This window comes from bacterium, from assembly GCA_035527515.1.
Lineage (GTDB): Bacteria > B130-G9 > B130-G9 > B130-G9 > B130-G9 > B130-G9.
In genome coordinates this window covers 1-20,615 of the sequence record DATLAJ010000165.1, presented here as the reverse complement: position 1 = coordinate 20,615, position 20,615 = coordinate 1, and the positions used below count along the sequence as shown (strand labels likewise).

General features: G+C 56.4%; 16 protein-coding genes. 13 read left to right on the top strand and 3 right to left on the bottom strand.

Annotated features, from left to right (window positions below):
• The first annotated feature begins 502 nt into the window (after positions 1-502).
• The 11 genes from VM163_13545 to smc all read left to right on the top strand — a co-directional run bounded on the left by VM163_13545 (position 503) and on the right by smc (position 16,368).
• Positions 503-1,483 (top strand): NAD-dependent epimerase/dehydratase family protein, encoded by a 981-nt coding sequence (locus tag VM163_13545; protein ID HUT04905.1) that lies wholly within the window; start codon positions 503-505, stop codon positions 1,481-1,483.
• Between the two features lie 239 nt (positions 1,484-1,722).
• Positions 1,723-2,742 (top strand): NAD-dependent epimerase/dehydratase family protein, encoded by a 1,020-nt coding sequence (locus tag VM163_13540; protein ID HUT04904.1) that lies wholly within the window; start codon positions 1,723-1,725, stop codon positions 2,740-2,742.
• Between the two features lie 104 nt (positions 2,743-2,846).
• A complete protein-coding gene (locus VM163_13535) occupies positions 2,847-3,899 on the top strand; it encodes a radical SAM protein (protein ID HUT04903.1) in 1,053 nt (350 codons plus the stop codon).
• Between the two features lie 222 nt (positions 3,900-4,121).
• Positions 4,122-5,906, top strand: coding sequence for a Na/Pi cotransporter family protein (locus tag VM163_13530; GenBank protein ID HUT04902.1), 1,785 nt, complete (start codon positions 4,122-4,124; stop codon positions 5,904-5,906).
• Positions 5,899-6,270 (top strand): hypothetical protein, encoded by a 372-nt coding sequence (locus VM163_13525; GenBank protein HUT04901.1) that lies wholly within the window; start codon positions 5,899-5,901, stop codon positions 6,268-6,270. Before VM163_13530 ends, VM163_13525 begins: the two co-directional genes overlap by 8 nt.
• 82 nt (positions 6,271-6,352) lie before the next feature.
• Positions 6,353-7,156, top strand: a complete 804-nt coding sequence (locus VM163_13520; GenBank protein ID HUT04900.1) for a biotin/lipoate A/B protein ligase family protein — start codon at positions 6,353-6,355, stop codon at positions 7,154-7,156.
• A 48-nt stretch (positions 7,157-7,204) separates the two neighbouring features.
• A complete protein-coding gene (rph, locus tag VM163_13515) occupies positions 7,205-7,939 on the top strand; it encodes a ribonuclease PH (protein HUT04899.1) in 735 nt (244 codons plus the stop codon).
• Positions 7,940-8,014: 75 nt separating this feature from the next.
• The gene (gene rpmB, locus VM163_13510) at positions 8,015-8,257 is read left to right on the top strand and encodes a 50S ribosomal protein L28 (protein ID HUT04898.1); all 243 of its coding nucleotides are present in this window, start codon (positions 8,015-8,017) and stop codon (positions 8,255-8,257) included.
• Between the two features lie 44 nt (positions 8,258-8,301).
• The gene (locus tag VM163_13505) at positions 8,302-10,203 is read left to right on the top strand and encodes an HD domain-containing phosphohydrolase (GenBank protein ID HUT04897.1); all 1,902 of its coding nucleotides are present in this window, start codon (positions 8,302-8,304) and stop codon (positions 10,201-10,203) included.
• Positions 10,200-12,548, top strand: coding sequence for a hypothetical protein (locus VM163_13500; protein ID HUT04896.1), 2,349 nt, complete (start codon positions 10,200-10,202; stop codon positions 12,546-12,548). The genes VM163_13505 and VM163_13500 overlap by 4 nt, the downstream gene beginning before the upstream one ends.
• A gap of 208 nt (positions 12,549-12,756) precedes the next feature.
• A complete protein-coding gene (gene smc / locus VM163_13495) occupies positions 12,757-16,368 on the top strand; it encodes a chromosome segregation protein SMC (protein HUT04895.1) in 3,612 nt (1,203 codons plus the stop codon).
• Here smc and VM163_13490 read toward each other — a convergent pair.
• The 3 genes from VM163_13490 to VM163_13480 all read right to left on the bottom strand — a co-directional run bounded on the left by VM163_13490 (position 16,365) and on the right by VM163_13480 (position 18,704).
• Positions 16,365-16,559, bottom strand: a complete 195-nt coding sequence (locus VM163_13490; GenBank protein ID HUT04894.1) for a hypothetical protein — start codon at positions 16,557-16,559, stop codon at positions 16,365-16,367. The two genes, smc and VM163_13490, sit on opposite strands and share 4 nt — an antisense overlap.
• 108 nt (positions 16,560-16,667) lie before the next feature.
• Positions 16,668-18,161 carry an SIR2 family protein gene (locus VM163_13485; protein HUT04893.1) on the bottom strand — a complete coding sequence of 498 codons (1,494 nt, stop codon included), beginning with the start codon at positions 18,159-18,161 and terminating at the stop codon, positions 16,668-16,670.
• Positions 18,162-18,482: 321 nt separating this feature from the next.
• A complete protein-coding gene (locus tag VM163_13480) occupies positions 18,483-18,704 on the bottom strand; it encodes a type II toxin-antitoxin system HicB family antitoxin (protein ID HUT04892.1) in 222 nt (73 codons plus the stop codon).
• Positions 18,705-18,857: 153 nt separating this feature from the next.
• On the opposite strand from VM163_13480, the gene VM163_13475 reads away from it, so the two are divergent.
• Both VM163_13475 and VM163_13470 read left to right on the top strand, forming a co-directional pair.
• On the top strand, positions 18,858-19,421 hold the full coding sequence (locus VM163_13475; GenBank protein HUT04891.1) for a hypothetical protein: 564 nt from the start codon (positions 18,858-18,860) through the stop codon (positions 19,419-19,421).
• Between the two features lie 349 nt (positions 19,422-19,770).
• A partial coding sequence (locus tag VM163_13470) for a hypothetical protein (protein ID HUT04890.1) occupies positions 19,771-20,615 on the top strand: 845 nt, incomplete at its 3' end.

Genomic DNA, 20,615 nt, shown 5'->3' with positions numbered 1-20,615 from the left:
TTTCTGAGGTTGAGCTCTGAAGCTGGCTGCCAGATAGGCACGGGAGTTCATGTCGACGGCCGAGTTGCTGCTTCTTTCAGCTAACGGGTGCGAACGAGGGGTGCAGGCTGTAATCCCCGACAGGGGATACCATGGGTAGCCGCCGTGCGTGCAACGCAACGGGGAGGTTAGAAAAGGGGATTGTGGCGTTATTCGCACCGTCAGGCTACGCCTGCGGCTACCCATGGTCTGCCCTTCGGGCAGGAGCTTCTGCCCTCCAGCCGCGAGGCCGCCGCAACGTTCCCCGCTCCAATCTGATTGTCGGGAGACACCGAAGGTGCTATTCAAGTCTGACAACCCCAATCCGCTCCGCTGAAAGCGAGATATGGCTTGACATCCCGCGAACAGGAATGACAATTGGTGCTGAGTGGTTTCGGGAGTGTGGGGGAGTCGGGTATTTTGGTTTCGCCCCGGCGAGGGTGATAAGCAGTTCGGTCTGATATTTGTTTCCGGAGGCTTTAGGATGAAGGTTTTAGTAACAGGTGCTCCTGGCTGGTTGGGGACAACGCTTGTTAGGAGGCTTGCGAGGGACAGCCGCGACGTTCGATGCCTCGTTCTCAAGGGCATGGATATAAAGCCGCTTGAGGAGGTTGGTATTAAGGACTTGGTGTTTGGCGATGTCCGAGACAAGGACAGCCTAAAGGGTCTCGCGGACGGCGTTAACACTGTCATGCACTGCGCGGGGGTCATTCATCCGCCGAAAGTCAGGGATTTCGACGAGATTAACCATCAGGGTACCCGCAACATGCTTGCCGAGGCGGTCAGATCAGGCGTGAGGAAGTTCATCCAGATTAGCAGCAATTCCGCCCAGGGCTTCAATGTTGACCGAGAGACGTTGATGATCGAAACGGCGCAGTGCCGGCCTGAAAGCCCCTATGGGCGCAGCAAGCGCGCCGCCGAGATGGCCGTGATGGAGCACCATGGCAAGAACGGAATGCAGACCGTTATTCTTCGTCCCTGCATGTATTTCGGCCCGGGGATGTCACACAGGATGATCAGACTGCTCAACATGGTAAAGGGGGGGCGGCCCCTTGTCTTCGGCGACGGCCACCATCTTAGAAGCCTCACGTATGTCCCGTTCCTTGTCGATGCGATAATGCTTGCGGAGAAGAAGGACGAGGCGAACGGGGAGATATTCTGGATCGCTGACAAGGATGCATATTCCACCATTAAGATATACGAGGCGCTCGCTCAGATACTCGGCGTGAAGATCAAGCCACGTTATCTGCCTGCTTTTCTCGGGAAGATATGTGAGGTGATCGATGTTGTTAGCTCACGTCTTGGGACCTACCTTGAGGACTTCCACATCGCTGGCGAGACGATAAGAAACGTCGGCTGCGATCCCAAGAAGTCAATAGACGTTCTTGGGATGCAACCCAGCTTTGGAATCGTCGAGGGCTACACTGCTGCCATCAAGTGGGCAAAAGAGACGGGCATGATCTAGGCGCCGCCTAATGCGAATAGTGACCGGACAAAAAATTCAGTCCCGCAGAAGCACATTGCCGAGGCGCAGCCAAAGAATCTGGCACAGAGGTTCAGTTTTGTCGGAACATGGTTTGTGCCGTCCTCACCTTCCTGATATAGGCAGCCTCGTTCGCTCTTGACTCGAAATAGCCGTTCAACTCCCCAAGGTAAGCGCCCGGCACTAATCCACGGCGAGCGAAACTGAAAAGAGGTGATGGGATGCTCTTGGTGACAGGTGGCGCGGGATTCGTCGGACAGCATCTCGCAGAGAAACTGCTTGAGAACGGAGAGAGAGTCAGGATATACGACGTCCGGACCAAGCTCGATCTCGTGCACTCAAACCTGGACTTCGTTCACGGAGACGTCAGCGATCCAAAGATGCTGAAACAAGCGATGCAGAACGTGGAGGGCGTCTTCAACCTCGTGTCGCTGTTGCCTTGTTCGAGGGCCGGTCGCATGTTCTGGAAGGTCAACGTTGACGGGACGCGAAACGTGCTCGAGGCGGCGCTTGCCGCGGGCGTCAAGAAGGTCGTTCACGTGTCGAGCAGCATTGTCTATGGGAGGCCAGAGAGGACGCCTTGCGACGAGAGATGCGCGCCTCGCCCAGTCGGCGAGTATGGCCGAAGCAAGCTTGAGGCGGAGGGTATCTGCGAAAGCTTCATGCAAAAGGGGCTGGGAATCAACATCATCCGGCCCAGGTTCATCATCGGCGAGGGCAGACTCGGTCTTCTGACAATACTTTTCGACTGGGTCGGCCGGGGCAAGCGGATATACATAATTGGGAATGGGCGGAACCGTTTTCAGATGCTAGCGTATCAGGACCTCATTGAGGCATGTGTGCTGGCATTCAGAAGAGAGGTCGCGGGCGAGGTATTCAACGTTGGCGCGGACGACACGCCGCTTCTGATTGACCAGATGAATGCTCTCGTGGAGCATGCAGGGACCGGCTCGAAGGTCTGCGCTATCCCAGCATGGTTCGCCAAAATGTGTCTCATCGCTCTCGACTGGCTTAGGCTCTCTCCGCTGGGCACAGAGCATTACTTTATAGCCGACAAAGATTTCTTGCTCGACTGCTCAAAGGCCAAGAAAATGCTGGGATGGCAGGCCAATATAAGCGCTGTTGATGCCCTTAACGGGACTTATGATTGGTTTATTGAAAACCGTGAGCATTTGGGGTCCGAGATGAGCGCTGATTTCCCTCAGCAGGGCATCCTGAAGTTCTTGCGACGGATCTCCTGAGCCGGGCAGGTCCCGGGAATGCCGAATGCAGCACTTAGGGCGCGGTCCACGCTGCCGAGGCAAGCTGTTTCTTCTTTCTCGCTCGAAAACATAGGGTTCCGACCATGATAGCAGCTAAAGCACTCCTGAAAACAGCCAAGTTTCACGCCTTGGACCGAGCCGGCCTACTGCGGCCACGGAAGCTCAGACTGGCCGTTACGTCCCGCTGCAATGCTCGCTGCGCGATGTGCAATGCCTGGCAGAGGCCACTCGATCGCGAGCTCACGCTCGACGACTACACGCGACTGTTCAATAAAAGCGCCAAATTCCTGTCGAGTATTCGGCATGTGTCCCTCACCGGTGGTGAGCCGACGCTTCGGGACGACCTCGTCGATATAGTGAGGCTGGTTACCGAGCGGTTCCCGGTCGCCTCGATAAACATCAATACGAATGGGCTGTTGAGCGAGATAGCGGCAATGATGACCCGCGAGTTACTCGCGTTTCGGAAGCAGGCCCTGGTGATCGTCTCGCTCGACGGTATGGGAGATGTGCACGACATGATGCGCGGCGTGCCTGGAGCCTTTGATAAGGCCAATTCTACGATTGAATCACTTCTTTCGTTGAAGAGGGAATTGAGCGCGAGGCAACTGAAAATCGAGGTCAATTACACGGCGACGAACGCGAATGCTGCCCAATATGAGCAGGTGCTTAACTACTGCAACAAAAGAGGCATCAAGCCTAACTTGATCATCCCCATGTCCGGCGTGCTCTATCGCACCGACGGACAGGAGCCTGCGGTCGCCGGTGAGGAGATGGAGAAGCTCACAGGACGCCTCAAGAGCCAGCTTGCCTCGAGCTACAACTTGAACCGTGCGATCGTCCTAGACCTCTTGGAGGGTAGGGGACGGCAATTCGATTGCTGGGCAGGCAGGCTTCTCATGTTCGTTGACGCTGACGGCTCGGTCTATCCCAACGGCAGCTGCCCTGCCCGGTTTCGGATGGGTAATGTTCTCGAGGACAGCTACGACTTGGCGGACATCTTCCGGTCGCGAAGCGCAAGGCGAATAATCGAGAAAGCTCGCGGCTGTCGAGAGTGCCAGGTGGCCTGTGAGACCGGTGTGACGCTGAGGCTGTCCGAGACATTTTACGCCCATCGCCGGCAGGTTAGGAGGCAATGATCCGTATGGACTTAAACTCCACCGCGGTCGCAACAATCGCCGATTGAAAACGCAAGACCAGTGGTCTATGCGAGGCCAATCACCATCAATGTAATTATCCTATATTCAATCAAGCTTTTCTGAGGACCTGATTGGCAATTGACACATATTGGGGTTGACAATAGGCTCTGGTTCAGCTGTTGTTAGCGGTTCGTGCGTGGCGCACTGAACCTGTTAGGAGATATGATGGCTCTGAACTTGGCTGTGCTCAGGAAGAAGCTTATCGGGCTGAGCGTTCTCGTCATTGCGTTTTGCGTGCTCTGGCTCACCGGCATTGGTGCGGGGCTGTGGCATCTTAGAAGCGCTATCGATCCCGTTCCGCTTGTTTTCGGGATTCTTGGTGGTCTTGGGCTTTTCATATTCGGCATCCAGATCATGTCAGATTCGCTTCAGAAAGCGGCCGGGACGCGGCTTAGGCACATACTCGAGATGCTGACCGGGGGCCCGATAAGGGGAGTTTTAGTCGGTGCAGGGGTAACTGCGATAATCCAGAGCAGCAGCGCCACGACGGTTATGCTCGTCGGTTTCGTAAACGCCGGACTGCTGACGCTCGTCCAGGCGATCGGTGTGGTGCTCGGAGCGAACATCGGCACGACGGTTACAGCGCAGCTCGTCGCGTTCAAGATAAGCCATTATGCGCTGCCGGCGATCGCGATTGGGATGGCGATCACGATGGCGTCCAGGCAGCGGGCACGTTCGCGGCTTTGGGGTCAAGTCGTGCTCGGCTTTGGGGTGCTTTTCTACGGGTTAACAACGATGGTTGCTGCCCTGAAGCCGCTACAGGGCAGCGATCAATTCAGAGAGTTCTTCGTTCAGTTTGGCACAACCCCTCTGCTTGGCATCCTGGCCGGCGCCATGCTGACAGCCGTTGTTCAGTCAAGCAGTGCCACGGTGGGACTGGTCATTGCCCTGGGCACCACGGGGCTTATAGATTTCGGGACCGCCTTACCACTCTTGCTGGGCGACAACGTCGGCACAACTGTAACGGCACTGCTGTCGTCGATAGGCACCGGCCGCATGGCCAAGAGAACGGCGCTTGCGCACTGCTTTTTCAATGTAATAGGCGTCGCCTGGGCTCTCGCGGTTCTTCCCTATTTCGCCAAACTAGTCGATTTCATCACCGCTGGAGACGCCAACTCGCCGGCCACCATTGCGAGGCACATTGCTAACGCGCACACGATGTTCAACGTCCTCAACACGCTCGCGGTGCTCCCGTTCATCAAGCAGCTTGCCCGCCTCGTCACGTGGGTATTGCCCGATAAGGCGGCGCCGCCCAGCCGGAGTAAGGTGGGAGACTTCTTGCAGGAACAGTTTCTCAAATCGCCTCCAGTGGCCATCGCACAGGTCAAGAAGGCCATATTGCACATGTTCGAGCGGGCGTATCAAATGCTGGATTTGGTAAGAAAGATGCTGTGGGAGGAGAGCACTAGGTTCAAGCCTGAGGTGTTGAAGTTTGAGGATGAGCTTGACCGGCATCAGGCCGAGATCACCGAATACATAAGTAGAGTCATGCACAAGGGTGTCTCGATTGTAGATAGCGAAGTCTTGACCAAGATGTTGCACGCGGTCAACGACGTCGAGAACATCGGGGACAGGCTGGAGAATACCTCGGTCCTCCTTGAACGGCTCGAGAACCTCGGACAGAGCTTCTCGCGGCCGGGGAAAGAGGACATTATAGAGATGACGGACACGGTTTTAGCCATGGGGCAGGATTCGCTTAATGCACTGGAGCTGGAAAGCAGGCAGTTGACGGTGGCCGCCATTGAGAAGGAGGACAAGATCGACGAGATGAAGCGAGTGCTTCGCAAGCGGAACAGAGACAGATACGTTGCCTTCAGGCGGGGCGAGAACGAAACAGAGGAGAAACTTTGGGGACAAGTAATATCGAATGATATAATCTCTAACATGGAGAAGATCGCTGACCACGTTGTCAACGTGTTGGAGGCATTTGATCTGGTAGATGAATAGGCGAGAGCAGAATCGTTCGGGACAAGCGATGAGATTGGGACTTCGCGCGCTGCTGGCTTCGGCCACCATTCTTCTGCTGTTTGGCTGCGGCAAGGAACACGGGATGTATGAGGGTTCACAGGTAAGCGCCACCATAATGGTCTTTGCCCTCTACCTCTTCTCGTTTGTCTGCATAGTCGGGTCGCTGTGGAGGCGCTGGGGCTTCGCGCCGCTTCTGGCTGGCGTGTTTGTCCTGGTCTGTTGCACCGTCATGCTTCTGATGACGCCTTACTTGTGGTTTGGGCTCGTTATCTTAGTGGTAGGCCTCTTCGTGGGATACGTTGCCTTCCAGCGATTGCGTTCAAAAGGCAAAGACCTAAACTAGTCCACACGAGGATAAGGCCAGCGGGTCTGTTGTCGCTCGGGCTTACGGGCATCAATCGAAGATAATCTGGAGAATCGCCATCTTGCGAGCAATCGAATCGGGGACATCCCCCGCCGCGCTCAACATGGCTGCGGACGAGTCGCTCTTTGTGAACTTCGATTCCGCAAGCGCAGAGCCGGTTCTCAGGCTTTACGGCTGGGACAGGCCTTGTATCTCTTTGGGATATTTTCAGAAGGCAAATGATGCGATCAGAAAGAAATCGTGCGAGAAGATGGGCGTTGATGTCGTTCGGAGGATAACCGGTGGCCGAGCGGTTCTACATGATCAGGAGGTAACGTATTGCGTGGTTGCGTCTAGCCGAAGAGGCCCATTCGCCGGGCAGCTGCTTGATTGTTACCGTGCGATCGCGGATTGTCTTTCTGCGGGGTGCGAGGCGCTTGGCCTTGACCGTGACAAGCTCGAGGTCGTGACCGGCCGTGGAACAGGCGGCAGGAGCGACTCGGCCGCTTGTTTTATGATGACGTCTGCGTATGAGATACTGGTCGGGGGGCGGAAGCTGATCGGCAGCGCCCAGAAAAGGGGCGATGGGGCCTTTGTACAGCATGGCTCCATCCCACTGCGCATTGACATGGCGCTTGCGCGAAGCGTGATGCACCTCGATGGCGTTTCGGGCGAGCTGAGCGCCGTTCAGGGCCCCGTCTGTCTAGAGGAGGCGGTCGGTCGCCGGCTTGACTATGAAGAGGTGAGGCACGCGATTGCGAGGGGCTTCGCCAGCTGTCTCGGAACTAGTATTGAGTTGTCCGATATGAATGAGGGCGAGCGGAAGGTTGCGGAGAAACTGGCCCGGGACAAATACTCGTTAGAGAGCTGGACTTATCGTAGGTAGAAGAACATTCGTTGATTCAAAAGCGGCATCGATTTGGAGGTTCACTGATTGAGAGCAAATGGTAGGAAAAATGACGAGCTTCGGCCTGTTCTGATTGAGCGAGGATTTGCGAAGTTCGCAGAGGGCTCCGCGCTCGTTACGCTGGGCGACACAAAGGTTTTATGCACGGCCACGGTCAAGGATGATGTGCCCCTGTGGCTGCGCGGCGCGGGTCAGGGCTGGATAACGAGCGAGTATGGTATGCTGCCTCGTTCATCACCCAGGCGGATTGTGAGGGAGGCGGCCCGTGGCCGGCCATCGGGGCGTACGCACGAGATACAGAGGCTGATCGGCCGGTCTCTGCGTGCGATTGTGGACCTGAGTCTGATCAAGGACCGGACGATATGGATGGATTGCGACGTGATTCAGGCGGACGGCGGGACCAGAACAGCCTCGGTAACCGGCTCTTTTGTGGCGTTGTGCGACGCGTTGATTTGGCTTGGTGGTTCAGAGCAGGGCCTTCCATGTCTGAGAGGTTTCGTGGCCGCGACGAGCGTCGGGATTGTTAGAGATGAGTTTCTTTTGGACCTCGATTACTCGGAGGATTCGGCTGCAGCCGTCGATATGAATCTAGTTATGACAGACTCAGGTGAGTTCATTGAGATACAGGGCACGGCTGAGTTAGCGCCTTTTGGGCGGCAGTCGCTTGATGCGCTATTGTCTCTCGGCAGGAGCGGGACTTCGCGCCTGGTCGAGATTCAGCGTGAGGTCCTGGGCGACATAAGCCATCTTTTGGCTCAGTAGTCGCCTTTGGGGCACTGACCTATGAGTTGACAGGTTTGGGTCTATGATCAATCTTAGTGCTGAAAGGAGTTTAGGATGTCAAGAGTATGTGATATATGCGGCAAGAAGCCCATGTTCGGGCACAAAATAAGCCACGCTCACAACCTCAGCAACCGGCGTTGGATACCGAACCTACAGAACGTTCGCGCCAACGTCGATGGGAACGTCAGACGGCTTAGGGTCTGTGCAAGCTGCCTTAAGGCAGGCAAGGTTGAGAAGTTTTACAGAGCGGCGCCCACAAAAGAGTTAAGTCCCTCCGCCTCGCAGACGAATAGCTAGATTGCGCTGGCTTCTAAGCTCTAGTTCATTATGAGGGCATGTGTGTGCAGCAGAAGGCTTCGATTCTTGTGGTGGAAGATTCTGCCGGGTTGAGAGAAAATCTGGTTCAGGCTCTCTCAATGGGCGGTTATGACGTTCAGGCTGCGGACAACGGCCACTCTGCGCTCGAGGCCCTGGCCAAAGGTCCCTTCGACGTCGTCATAACCGACATCAGGATGCCCGGCATGGACGGCCTGGCCGTTCTTGACCGCGTGCTGGCGATGGACAGAAAGCCGGAGACCGCTGTGATCCTGATGACCGCTTATATGACCATTGAGTCGGCTGTCTCCTCACTCAAGAAGGGAGCCTACGACTACATCACAAAGCCGTTCAAGATCGAGCAGCTGCTCCATACTGTCCAGGCGGTCATTGACAAGCGCCAGCTGAAGCTCGAGAACGAACGCCTGGCAAAAGAACTCAAAGAGCTCAACCGGCAACTTGAGAAGAAGGTTAGGCTCAGAACCGGGCAGCTCCAGGATTCTCAGGATAAGCTACAGCGAAGTTACCTTGAGATAATCAAATCCTTTGCGGTCGTTCTCGAGGAGAGAGATGCCTACACTCAGGGCCACTCGTCTCGAGTCACTGAATACTCCATCCGGACGGCAAGGGAGATGCGCCTCTCCAAAGACCAGATAAAGGCGCTTCAGATCGGCGGGAACCTTCATGACATCGGCAAGATAGGAATCCCTGAGGAGGTCCTAAGCAAACCCACAAAGCTCACAGATGAGGAGTGGCGTGTAATGCGCGAGCATCCCGAGAAGGGAGCTCGGATGATCGAGCCGCTGAGTTTCTTGTCTCAGGAGAAGGTTCTTATCCGGCACCATCACGAGCGCTGGGACGGCAAGGGCTACCCGGCAGGCCTTGCGGGGGAGGACATACCGCTTCTCTCCAGGGTGCTGAGCGTGGCCGATGCGTTCGACTCGATGACCTCCACAAGGAGCTACAGGAAGCGGATGAGGCTCGAGGCCGGGATCGAGCAGCTTGTGAGGAACAAGGGGACGCAGTTCGATCCCAAGATAGTCGATGTCTTCATCAAGTGCCTCGGCAAGTATGGCATCATTACATCTATGGACTGCATAATCTTGGCGGCCGGCAAGGGCAAACGGATGAGAGCCGATGTGCCGAAGGTGCTTCTCACGCTTCACGGCAAGCCCTTGCTGGGGCATGTGCTCGACCTGGTGAGCATGTTCGGCATGCACAAGATATACATCGTTGTCGGTCAAGGCGCTGAGAAGCTCAAGCAATACGCCAGCAAGACCTACTCGCTCAAGGAACCCGGTGCTGGCCATAGCGCTTCGGAGGTGGCCCTCGACAAGGACCAGATCGAGTTCGTGCTCCAAGAACAGCAGCTTGGAACCGCACACGCAGTCATGCAGGTTCTGCCTTACTTAAAGCGATCCAAAAACGGCCTCTTGATCTTGAGTGGCGACGTCCCGCTTCTGAGTTTCGAGACGATCAACGGGATGATCGAGCAGCAAATAAGAGGCGACACAGAGCTTGATATCGCCACCGCCAAGCTCGAGGACCCCGGCTCCTTGGGTCGCATTAAGCGCAGCAAGACCGGCGAGCTGGAGGCGATAGTCGAGCTGCCTGATGCGACTGAGCAGGACCTTGCGATCAAGGAGGTCAACGTCGGCGCGTATTGTCTGCGGAGCGACCATCGCTTTCTAGAGGTCTTGAGCGAGGTTCAAGCCAACAACGCACAAGGCGAGTACTACCTGACCGACGCGGTTCGGCTCTTTCTTGAGCGGGGCAACCACGTAGGTCTTTACGAGATCGCTGACCCTGGCGAGTCGCTGGGGATCAACACTAGGCAGGACCTTGCCAGGGCAGAGGAATACCTTCGCAAGATAAAGCATCGCTCCTACGTAAGTGGGCTCAACATAGCGAACCACGCATCGCCGTGAGGCGGATACAGGGCACGGACGGCATACGTCGCCGGACGTTGCAGGACGGCGACTCCGAGGTTCGCGGCCTTGTGCCTCTCGAGGCTTTTCTTAGGGCCGGCGTCATCACACCGCGGTTCATGGAGCTTTACGGATACTGCTTCATCGCCGATTTGGTGAGGATTGACAGGTTTCAGCCGGGCGATCAGGTTGTAGTCGGCTGGGACCCCAGGGACCCGAGCGGTGATTTCGTCGAGGCATTCATGCGCGGTATCCGAAAGCACGGCGCGACCGTGTTGTCCGTGGGGATTCTCCCGACGCCCGCGGTCCCGGCATACGTGCTCCACGTCGGCGCGGCGGCTGGCGCGATGATAACAGCTTCGCACAACCTCAAAGACCAGAACGGTGTGAAGCTTTTCTGGGGCAACCAGGGCCTTAAATATCTCCCAGCCGACGACGAGCGTCTCACCGCAGTCATCTTTGAGCTCGAAAGAAGCCTCGACCTCAAGACGCTTCCGATATCAGGCCAGATCGAGGACCATCACGATGCGGCCTCTTCATTGTTCGAGAGCCTCATGCTCAATGCTGCAAACTCCTGGATTCGCCCTGACGACGATTCAGCTTCGCGGCTTGGGTTCGACAAGATCGAGCTCGTCGTGGATACCGCCAACGGCTGCCTCTCCGAGTTTGCGGCCAAGCTCTTCCGCAAGTTGGGCTTCACGAACGTTCACGAGGTCAACACATCCCTCGAGGGCAACGTCAATGAGGGAGGCGGCGTCGCGGCGCTCGAGGGAGCCGAGATCATCACGCGCGAGGATGTCTTCGCCGGTGAGGGCAGTGGGGCCTCGCCGTTTTCCGAGCATAAGGCCGTCCTTGAGATGTTCCGCCTCGCCGACGAGCTGAAAGATGCGCTCATCAGCGGCGACAGGCTCCTCGTTGCAGCCGTATTTGACGCCGACGGCGATCGTTTCTTCAGGCTCGACTACGTTCCAAATGAGGATGCACTCATAGTCTCTTCAGGGGATGAGGCCGCGTTTTTACAGGCCAAGTATCTGGTCGAGACGCTCTCTGTATCGGGCCGGCCCAAGATCGTGCACACAGTAGAGAGCGACATCAATATGGGGAACTTCGCTTCCGAGTCGCTCGGTGTGTGCTCGGTGATGACCGCAGTCGGCGACAAGTGGGTGCTATACGAGGCCTTTGCGTCGCTCATCGAGTGCCGGGTCTCACACCTTGCGAGGCTTTTCGCCGACAGGGGACAGAGCAGCGCACTGGAGGCGCTCAAAGCAGCTAGCGACGCGCTGGACAGGCTCCTTCGCCAGCGTTCGAGCAGCAGCCAGGATTATTTCGACCTGCAAGCCCAGGTATTGGCCATCCAGAGAAAGCACTGCTGCCCGGACGAGACAGCCGCCCTGGAAAACGACCTGCTCAGGCCGGGCGCAATCTCCTACTTGATAGGCTTTGAGGAGACTGGCCACTCGATCACGCCCGCCATCCTCGAGGTTGCCAACCGCCAACCGCCAGCGGAGAGCCTCCGCTCCCATAACTTTCTCTACCAGCGAACGCAGACCGGTCGGCTCGCACGTTCCGAGCTCGCCTCAAACTGCCAACCGCCAACCGCCAACTGGCAACCGGCAACCGCCAACCAGTTGTTCTTCGCGGGGAACGGTCTCAAGGCTGCGATCAACACATTCGTTGCGACGCAGACGATGCTCCAATCGAAGGACGTAGCGGAGTTTCATCGGATGATGGCGGCTCCCTTTCCGCGCGGCTTCAAGCGGACCTACTACGCCTACTACACGCGGAAGGAGGAGTTCGTGTTCGGGGCGAAATACTGGCAGGAACTCGCGGAGTGGCTTGAGGACGAGTGTGTGGGACGATTCGGGCAGCGCTACGATGTCAAGCGAGTCGAGTTCGCCGAGGACAGGGACATGATCTTCATCTCCCTTAGGCCCAAAGGCCGCTCCACTACGGCCGCCTCGATATTCGTGCGCAACTCCGGCACCGAGGAGAAGACAGGCGTCAATGTTCGCGGCCCCCGGGACCTGTCTGACGAGCTTGATGCGGCGGGCGACCTGGCGAGGCGCCGTCTCCAGAGGACGCTGAAATCCGGCAGAAGCGATTACGCGGCTGCGGAGGCGCTTCTGCTTGCCAAGATGGTTAAGCGAGAGGCTCGAGGCGAGGTTCTAACTGTCGGGGATGCGGCGCAGAGGCTTGCCGACAAGTATCCGAACGTTGTTGCTGAGCGATTGCTTCTTGAGATGTTCAAGCAGGACTTCATAACGCTCGAGTCGCTCTCGCAACCCAAGTCTGCGCTTCACCTTAGCGACCTGGGCCGCTGGTTCATCGGTCAGGTAAGCCTTTAGGCCGCGACAGCGCCGTCGCTTCGGGCCTTGGCCCTGGCAAGTTTATCAACTCTTGGGCAGATTCTGACGCGCCGGCTGCCGTCCATCATGCCTCGCCGGCGATGCCGCATACTTTGTGGCACAAAACCGCATTGACCTAATATGTTGTGTTGATGTAAGCTTCTCATCGTTTGGTGCTGTATCTCTGACAGAACATCGGCCTTGGACAATGAAGCTTAAAAGCATTGAGTTGGTCGGCTTTAAGTCGTTTCCGCGACGAGTGAAGCTCGAGCTCGCCGACCGTATTACCGTCCTGGTTGGCCCGAATGGCTGTGGCAAGAGCAACATCTGCGATGGAGTGGTCTGGGCGCTCGGCGAGCAGAGCCCGCGACTTCTGCGCAGTCAGCGGATGCAGGAGGTCATCTTCTCGGGCACGGAGGAGATCAGACCGATCAACTACGCACAGGTGTCGCTGCATTTTGCTGGTGCGGCAGACTGGTTGAGAGTCAAGTTTGACGAGATAGTCATCTCTCGGAAGATGTTTCGTTCGGGCGAGAGTGATTTTCTGATCAATCAGGCGCCGTGCCGCCTCCGCGACATTCAGGAGCTTTTCATGGACACGGGCGTCGGGGCGAGGTCGTATTCCGTGATCCCACAGAGTCAGGTCTCGTTTCTGATCGACCAGAAGCCGTCTGAGCGGCGTCTGATTATCGAGGAGGCGGCCGGCATCCAGAGGTATCGGCATCGCAAGAAGATGGCGCTCGCGCGGCTTGCGGACACTGAGAACAACTTAGTGCGGGTGGACGAGCGTGTTCTCGAGGTCTCGCGGACGACCAGGACGCTCAAGTCGCAGTCGGAGAAGGCGGAGCTATTCAAGAGTCTGCAGAAGCACGCCCGCGAGCTTAGGATGAGGCTTAACTGTGCGGAATACGTCGGCCTGTCGGAGCTTTTGCGGGCGGAGCAGGAGTCGCTTGATGCGAGCTCGGCTCAGAAGAGCCGACTGGATGGCGACATAGCTAAGACAAAAGGTGCCCTAGAAAAAACCCAGAGCCGCTTCAAATCACTTTCTGACGAGCGCGACGAGCTAGAGCGGCGGCTGGGAGAGTGTCGTGCGGAGGCCGAATCGCTCAGGCTTCTGACCAGCACGCTCACGGAGAAGATCAGGTCGGAGAATCAGAGGGGTAAGGCGTGCCGAGCTGATCTGGAGGAGCTGTCTGGACAGGCGGACGAGGTGAGGAAGGAGCTTTCAGCGCTGGGTAAGCAGCGAGACCGGATTGCGGCCTCGCTCTCCAAGATTGACATGGACTCCAAGTCCCTTAAAGCGACCTGTAACGAGGCGCGGTATGAACAAAACAGGCTCCGCGACAAGCTCGGCAAGCTTCAGAACGAGCGGATGCAGACCGCCAAGCGGCTGGCGAGGGCTCAGGAGGAGAGCAGGGCGAATGCATCCACGCTGAAGAGGCTGTCGGAAGAGCTGGTGATGACGACTCAGCAGGCGTCCGAAGCCCACACAAGGTTGAACAAGCTGCGGGCAAGGCTCGACCTTGCCGAAGAGCAGGCGTTGAGCCACAAGAGTAAGTTGACCTCTCTCGAGGCAGCAAATGAAACCCTTCGCAACCAGCTATCGGAAGCTATTAAGGTGAGGGATGCAGCAGCCCATCGTCGCGATTCGCTGGAGTCAAAACTTGCGTTGACCCGGTCTCGGCTTCAGACGACCCGCGAGCTGTTGAGCCAGCTCGAGGGGTTTCAGGAGGGTGTCCGTGCAGTCGCAAAGGTCTGGAAGAACCGTTCGGCGGACGGTGGCACGCCCGAGATCATCGGCCATCTGCTCTCCGCGAAAAAAGGCTACGAGACGCCGCTAGAGGCCGTCCTGGGTTCGCGACTCCAGTGCCTCGTGATGGATGATTTCAGGCAAGTCGGTGAGGCCGTCTCGTATCTTCGGGAGAACAAGGCCGGCAGGGGCAGCTTTGTGGCAAAGGAGGCAATAGGCGCCCGCGGCTCGCTTGCCTCGGAGACAAAGCCGATCCCCGGAACGCTCGGCCCGGCGCAGAGCTTCGTCGAGTCGTGTAGCTATCCCAAGCTCACAAACATGCTTCTGCACGACGTATGGGTCGTTGAGGACCTTGACCACGCCATCTCGCTCTGGGGCAAGGGCGACAATGGCGCCACGTTCGTTACGCTCTCAGGCGAGGTCATAGAGAAGACGGGCGTTGTCCACGGCGGCAGCAAGGTTACGGGGGTGCGAGTTCTCACGAGGAAGCGCGAGCTATTGGACCTGCAAAAGAGCGAGGATGAGCTGGTTGCGGAGCTTGCGGTCGCGGAGGTCTCGCTCAGCGAAAGCAATGAAAAGGCTTCCAGGGCTCAGAAAGATTTCACCAATTCTCAGGAGGCCGTTCATAAGGCTCGGTTCGCTCTTTTGGATGAGCAGAAGATACTCGAAGGCCTGAGGCGCGAGTGTGCTCTGGCGAAAGATGAGAGGGACAGGCTTCAAGCTCGCGTTCAGGAGACTGACAAGGACAAGGCGAGGTGTTCTGACCGAGACGGGGAGCTTCAGGCCGAGGTCGCCCAGCTCGACGACCATGATAGCCAGCTTCAGGAGCAGATCAAGGAGATGCAGGCGGAGGTCGAGAAGAACGCCAAGATGCGCGACTCGCTTGAGAATCGGCTCTCGGACTTCGCCCAACGAGGCGCGGCGGCGCAGGAGAAGCTGCGAGGCGCCTCGGCGAACGTATCCCGGCTGGAGGCTGACCTAGGGAGGGTCGAGGACAGGAAGGGACAAAAGGAGTCTCTGCTAAAGCATCTGGAGCAGGAAGTAGTTCGGCTGAGACGACAGCAGACGGACGGCTCCAGGCGACTGGCGGAGCTTGAGAGGGCGCTCTCCTCGCTCTCCTCGAGGTTGAATGACAAGAGCAAAGAGCAGAGCGAGCTCGCAACGAAGCGAGATGTCCTGAGCAGAGAATATGACCGCTATCTCGATCAGGAACGTCAGGTGGCCGCCTCGTTGAGCGACGCCCGTGCCCGCGCCTCAACCCTGAAGGCTCAGCTTGAGGCGTCGCTTCGGCGGATCGAGGGCGAGATGTCCGGTTTCCCCGATGTGGCCAACGTAGAGGGTCTCGTCGCCCAGTTCGGTCGCGAAGGGCCTCTCTCAGCCCAGACAAGGGAGGAGATGCAGGCGGAGCTGGCGTCCATCTCCGATCGCCTTGATAAGCTGGGAGACGTCAACTTCGCGGCCATAGAGGACTACAGATCGACCAAGGATGAGCTCGATTTTCTCAAGCGAGAGCGCACTGACGTAGCGCAGTCGATCAGGCTCATCAACAGGACGATCGGCAAGATTGATCTAGAGGCCCAGCGGCGGTTTCTTGAGGCGTTCGAGTCGATCAGCGACAAGTTTGGAGAGCGATTCTCAGACCTTTTCGGGGGCGGCTCGGCTAAGCTCGAGCTCGTCGGGAGCGATGACGCTCTCGAGGCCGGCGTTGAGATAATCGCGCAGCCCCATGGCAAGCGTCAAATGACCATAGGACTGCTTTCGGGAGGCGAGAAATCGCTCGCCGGCATTGCCCTCACGTTCGCGCTGTTCGAGCATCGCCCAGCGCCCGTGTGCATCCTTGACGAGATCGATGCCGCGCTCGACGAGGCAAACACCGTGCGGTTCCTGGAGCGAGTCAAGCTTTACAGCCAATCGACGCAGTTCGTCATCGTTACGCACAACCGGCGCACGATGGAGACGGCGGACCTTCTTTACGGCATCACCATGGAGACAAAGGGCGTGTCGAAGGTCCTGAAGCTCCGAATGGAAGACCTTGCCAAAAAAGACAGCAACGCTAAACCCCAGAACTAGCCTTTCCCGGCCCGGCCGCGCATTCTCGCCGACTGTACGCCCTGCCAAGAGAGCCTGATCCACAGATTGCGCAGATAACGCAGATTGCAGATGATGAGTCCAGATAGCAAGAAGATCAGTCGCGGGATTAGCCGGGATATATCCCCGAAAGCGATCTCCAGGAGGCTCAGGATAGTCTCCGACCTTCGCATCCTCTGCCTCAAGCTGGGCCGTGCGAAGAAACTAAAACAAGAAAGCAGCAACCCAAGGCAATCGGAGCCTGCGGAGTAATCCGCAGACGTGGATGTCCGGTGATCCTCTCAATGCTTTTCGAGAGCAGCGATTTGAGCTATGATCTCCTCTACGCCGGCCACGATCTGTTTGGCCGTGTCTGGCTTTACGAGAGTGGGGCCATGCACGACTTTGTTCCTTAAGACCCACCACTCCGCCATTTGGTCAACGGGAAGCTCACCCAGACACTCTCTCCTCTTCAATTCCCGGATTAGCACGCTGAAGGAAGCCCTTGCGCGCGATAGAGAGTCGTAGGGCAACTGCTCCCTGACCGAGTTTTCCAGCAAAGCCATCGCGGAGATCACGGCGGCTCTATACTCCCCAGCATCCAACAGGCGTCTCGGCTCGCCAGACAGGGCTGGCTCAAGTTTCTCCGCGACGTGCTTCAGCCATCTCTGTATATCATCAAGGAATCGCTGGTTGTCTCCAGATGGGAAATCCAGCCTCCAGACTTGCTCAATATCGCTGATGTCAAATGATGTGGACGTTTCCGTCGAAAGGATCACCAAGATGCATTCTGACTTAATTCGATTGAGCGCCATGCGCAATACCGCCTGCGTGGACTCGCTGGATGCGTCAACCACGATAACAGGAGACCGGTCGATAATGACCTCGATCTTGGTAAATACATTCTCCCCAGGAGACACCATATCATCTGCCGTCATCGGGACGAGTCCTACTTGTCTGACCAAGGGGAAGACTTGGTCTCGATAGAGAGCTTGTAGCCATAAAGGAATTACAAAAAGACACAGACGCGTTGTCGCGCCGGGAGGTAAGGAAAGCTCTTGTAGCGGGTGTTCTTCTTTCACATTACTCGGCTTCACCAGTGTTGGTTTTCGGTATTCGTTTAACTCCCGAAATACCGAAGCCAACACTTCCCCATATTTCGATTTTGTTTTTCCCAGAACGATTGCCTTCACCCCGCGACGGTCGAAGCGCGCGATATCGGACTCGCTTGCTCCAACAAGGAGAGCGTACGCCTGACGCTTCATGGTGCCAAGTCGCTGACCGACCAGCCGCCAAATCTGCCGAAGGTCTGGGTCGTCTAGACTGTACCCAACCAGTACAGGAGTACGGGTCATAAGAAGATTGGCGAAGTAAGTCGCAATTGCAGGACGGAGTTTTAGAAATCCATCATAATCATCTTCCGTGATAACTAAGAGCTTTGGATGATACAAGTCTCCGTGCAATTTCAGGAGAGGGATTGAACCATCCGCGTGCGTGATCGATAGCTGGTCTTCGCCAATGACCGGCACTGCATTCTCGACTCCGCAGAGCCTGTATCCCCGTTCGAGCAAGAAGTCGAAGTTCGTAGTGCAGACTATGTCGAAGCGAGCCGAGCAGAAGGCCCGGTGAGCATCTCCTGGACGAGCCTCGCCTATGAACAGGTATTTCAACAAACTCTCAACTAATGTGGACCTTTTGAATTTATGTTCATATGAGGAAATTGCGTCGATCGGACCGAGATATTCATAATCGTCGCCGAGCTCTTTTGCCAGCGCTCTGCCAAGCTCGTCCCACAAGGGCATTCTCAGGCCTTTGGGAAGGATGGCATTTCGGGAGAATCCTGCCCCCACAATCGGCAGCCATCGATTCGCAACAAAGTCGTCTAGAAGAGGCTTAGGCAGCTTGCTAATATACTTGTATTTCAAAACTCATCCCGTAAGGCTTCCTGGATATGGCATCCTTCTGTGCGGCATTTCCTGCCAAGATACTGGTTCTAAACGGTGTGCCTGTCAAGTGTCCAAGTCGTTCCCGAATTCTGATTCACACTGTCCTTGGGGCTGATTCGGCTAGTTTTCTCGTTGCTCCGACAGACTTCTTCTCCCGATAGGGTTTTGAGCCTAGCCAACGGCCACTTCCACCTGGGTTATATAAACCTCCTGGTGCAGCCTTTCGCCAATCTCCCTTGGCGACGCGGTTTCAAAGAAGAGCTCCAACGCTTCCTTCAGGTTGTTCCTCGCCTCGTCAACGGTGTTTCCCTGGCTCGCCACATCCACCTCAGGACATAAAGCCACGTACCCGCTACCCTCTCTCTCAATAATTGCGGTCAATTGCCTACTCACGGATCACCTCTGATCGTTGCCTTATCTCCTTGTTGTGCCTTACGGCGCTGTCTATGAACGCAGCAGTTTTCGATGAGGATACTACTCCTCCCACGAAGCCTGGATTTCGCGCTTACGTTTCTGCCGAATTCTGCTATACATTGGCAATGAGTGATGAACAGCGAGATGATGGGAACGAAGCCGAGGCCAAGCGTTGGAGAAAGCAGAAAAGTGCCTCTGAATATCAATGACGAGCTTGAATCAATCGCGAGCTCTCTCAACGAGAACGGCATCGAATATGCCCTTTGCGGAGGGTTGGCGGTGGCCGTTCATGGATACCCGCGAGCCACTCAGGATATTGACATGCTGATAAGAGAATCGGACCTGAATCAGGTAATAGCCCTTCTTGGTAACAAAGGCTATTGTCTATCGGCGGGGATTATTCCTTTTGATGTTGGGAAGGAATCGGAATCGCGAATCTATCGTATCTCGAAGGCGAGCGGTGAGGACCTCCTTACCCTCGACCTGGTTCTTGTCTCTCCAATCATGGAGGATGTTTGGAAGAACCGGGAGACCTTCCAGGTTGACGATTATGAGATAACGGTCGTGTCTTTATCGGGATTGAAGAAGATGCAACGCCTTTCGGGAAGACCGCAAGACCTTGTGGATTTGCAGCGACTGGAAGATTTGGAGCGAGATGATGAAGCCGGACAGCAAGAAGATCAGTCGCGGGATTAGCCGGGATATGTCGAAAGATGCGATCTCCCGGAGGCTCAGGATAGTCTCTGACCTTCGCATCCTCTGCCTCAAGCTGGGCCGTGCGAAGAAGCTGAAACAAGGAAGCAGCAAATCCCAACGATCGGACCCACCGGAGTAATCCGCAAGAATGGCTATCCGATTATTAGTAGTGCGTACTGGGGGTGGCGCGCCTCTTGGGGTTCCTCGCGCTGAACCACTGAAAGATACGACATAGTAACTCCTCGCAACGAGGGCAGCTTGACAACAGATTTGCTGAACGACTACTCTGTCGCAGCAAATACTCGAAAGCCTCCTTAATTTGTGCAGTTTTGCCGATCTGGGCGACGATATGCAACTTTGGTCCGATAACATCCTCTCCCCAAGTCAGAACGTGAGGCGGTGGTTCATCGTTGGCTTGGTTTTGCTGCCGCTCGCGATGACCGCCTCGGGGATTCGCGCGGACTACGTCGGAGACGCCTGGAAGTTCGCCAGGCCAGACGCCTGGCGCGGTTTGAAGGGATATTTGACCACTGAGAGGACAGTCCCGGGGATTTACAGACCGCTGGGGGACCTAGCCGTAATAACCGAATACAGGTTGTTCGGAACCAATCCAGTCGTCCCCAGGGCAGTCAGGTTCGCCATATACTCTGCAACATGCCTGCTTGTATTCCTGATACTCGAGGCGCTCTCACAAAGCTTCTTGATAGGCGCCGTCTCTGCCCTCATTTTCACGGTTATGCCGAGCCACGTCCCATCTGCGTTTCAAATAGGACAGACTGTCACTGTCACTGCCGTCTTCTTCTCGCTGTTGGCCTTTTGGCTGGCTGGTCCGGCGTATCATAGGAAACCGTCGCGGCTCAAGGTTCTCCTGGCCTGCGTTGCGTATATAGCAGGACTTCTATCCTATGAATTTTCGGTGTTTACGCCTTTGTTTCTGTTCGTCTTCGAGCTGTTTTGGGGACTGAAGGACGGTTGGGCAGCGATCAAGAGACACATTGTCAAAGCGCATTTGTGGCTGTGGGTCATTACTATAATCTTCGGCTGCCTCAAGATTTACCAGCTGAGCAGGCTAACCGGGTGGAGCTACGGCGATCTGAGCGGCCTTACAGCAGCGGCAGTAATGAAGAGGTTCATCCCTCTTTTTTACGGGACCACGTGTCCCCTTCAGCTCTCCCCTGCCCTGTCTGTCGCGGC

Bases quoted from the DNA above. Each gene is read 5' to 3' on its own strand.
- VM163_13545 (HUT04905.1), top strand. From the start codon at position 503: ATGAAGGTTTTAGTAACAGGTGCTCCTGGCTGGTTGGGGACAACGCTT.
- VM163_13540 (HUT04904.1), top strand. From the start codon at position 1,723: ATGCTCTTGGTGACAGGTGGCGCGGGATTCGTCGGACAGCATCTCGCA.
- VM163_13535 (HUT04903.1), top strand. From the start codon at position 2,847: ATGATAGCAGCTAAAGCACTCCTGAAAACAGCCAAGTTTCACGCCTTG.
- VM163_13530 (HUT04902.1), top strand. From the start codon at position 4,122: ATGATGGCTCTGAACTTGGCTGTGCTCAGGAAGAAGCTTATCGGGCTG.
- VM163_13525 (HUT04901.1), top strand. From the start codon at position 5,899: ATGAATAGGCGAGAGCAGAATCGTTCGGGACAAGCGATGAGATTGGGA.
- rpmB (HUT04898.1), top strand. From the start codon at position 8,015: ATGTCAAGAGTATGTGATATATGCGGCAAGAAGCCCATGTTCGGGCAC.
- smc (HUT04895.1), top strand. From the start codon at position 12,757: ATGAAGCTTAAAAGCATTGAGTTGGTCGGCTTTAAGTCGTTTCCGCGA.
- VM163_13490 (HUT04894.1), bottom strand. From the start codon at position 16,559: ATGCGAAGGTCGGAGACTATCCTGAGCCTCCTGGAGATCGCTTTCGGG.
- VM163_13475 (HUT04891.1), top strand. From the start codon at position 18,858: ATGAACAGCGAGATGATGGGAACGAAGCCGAGGCCAAGCGTTGGAGAA.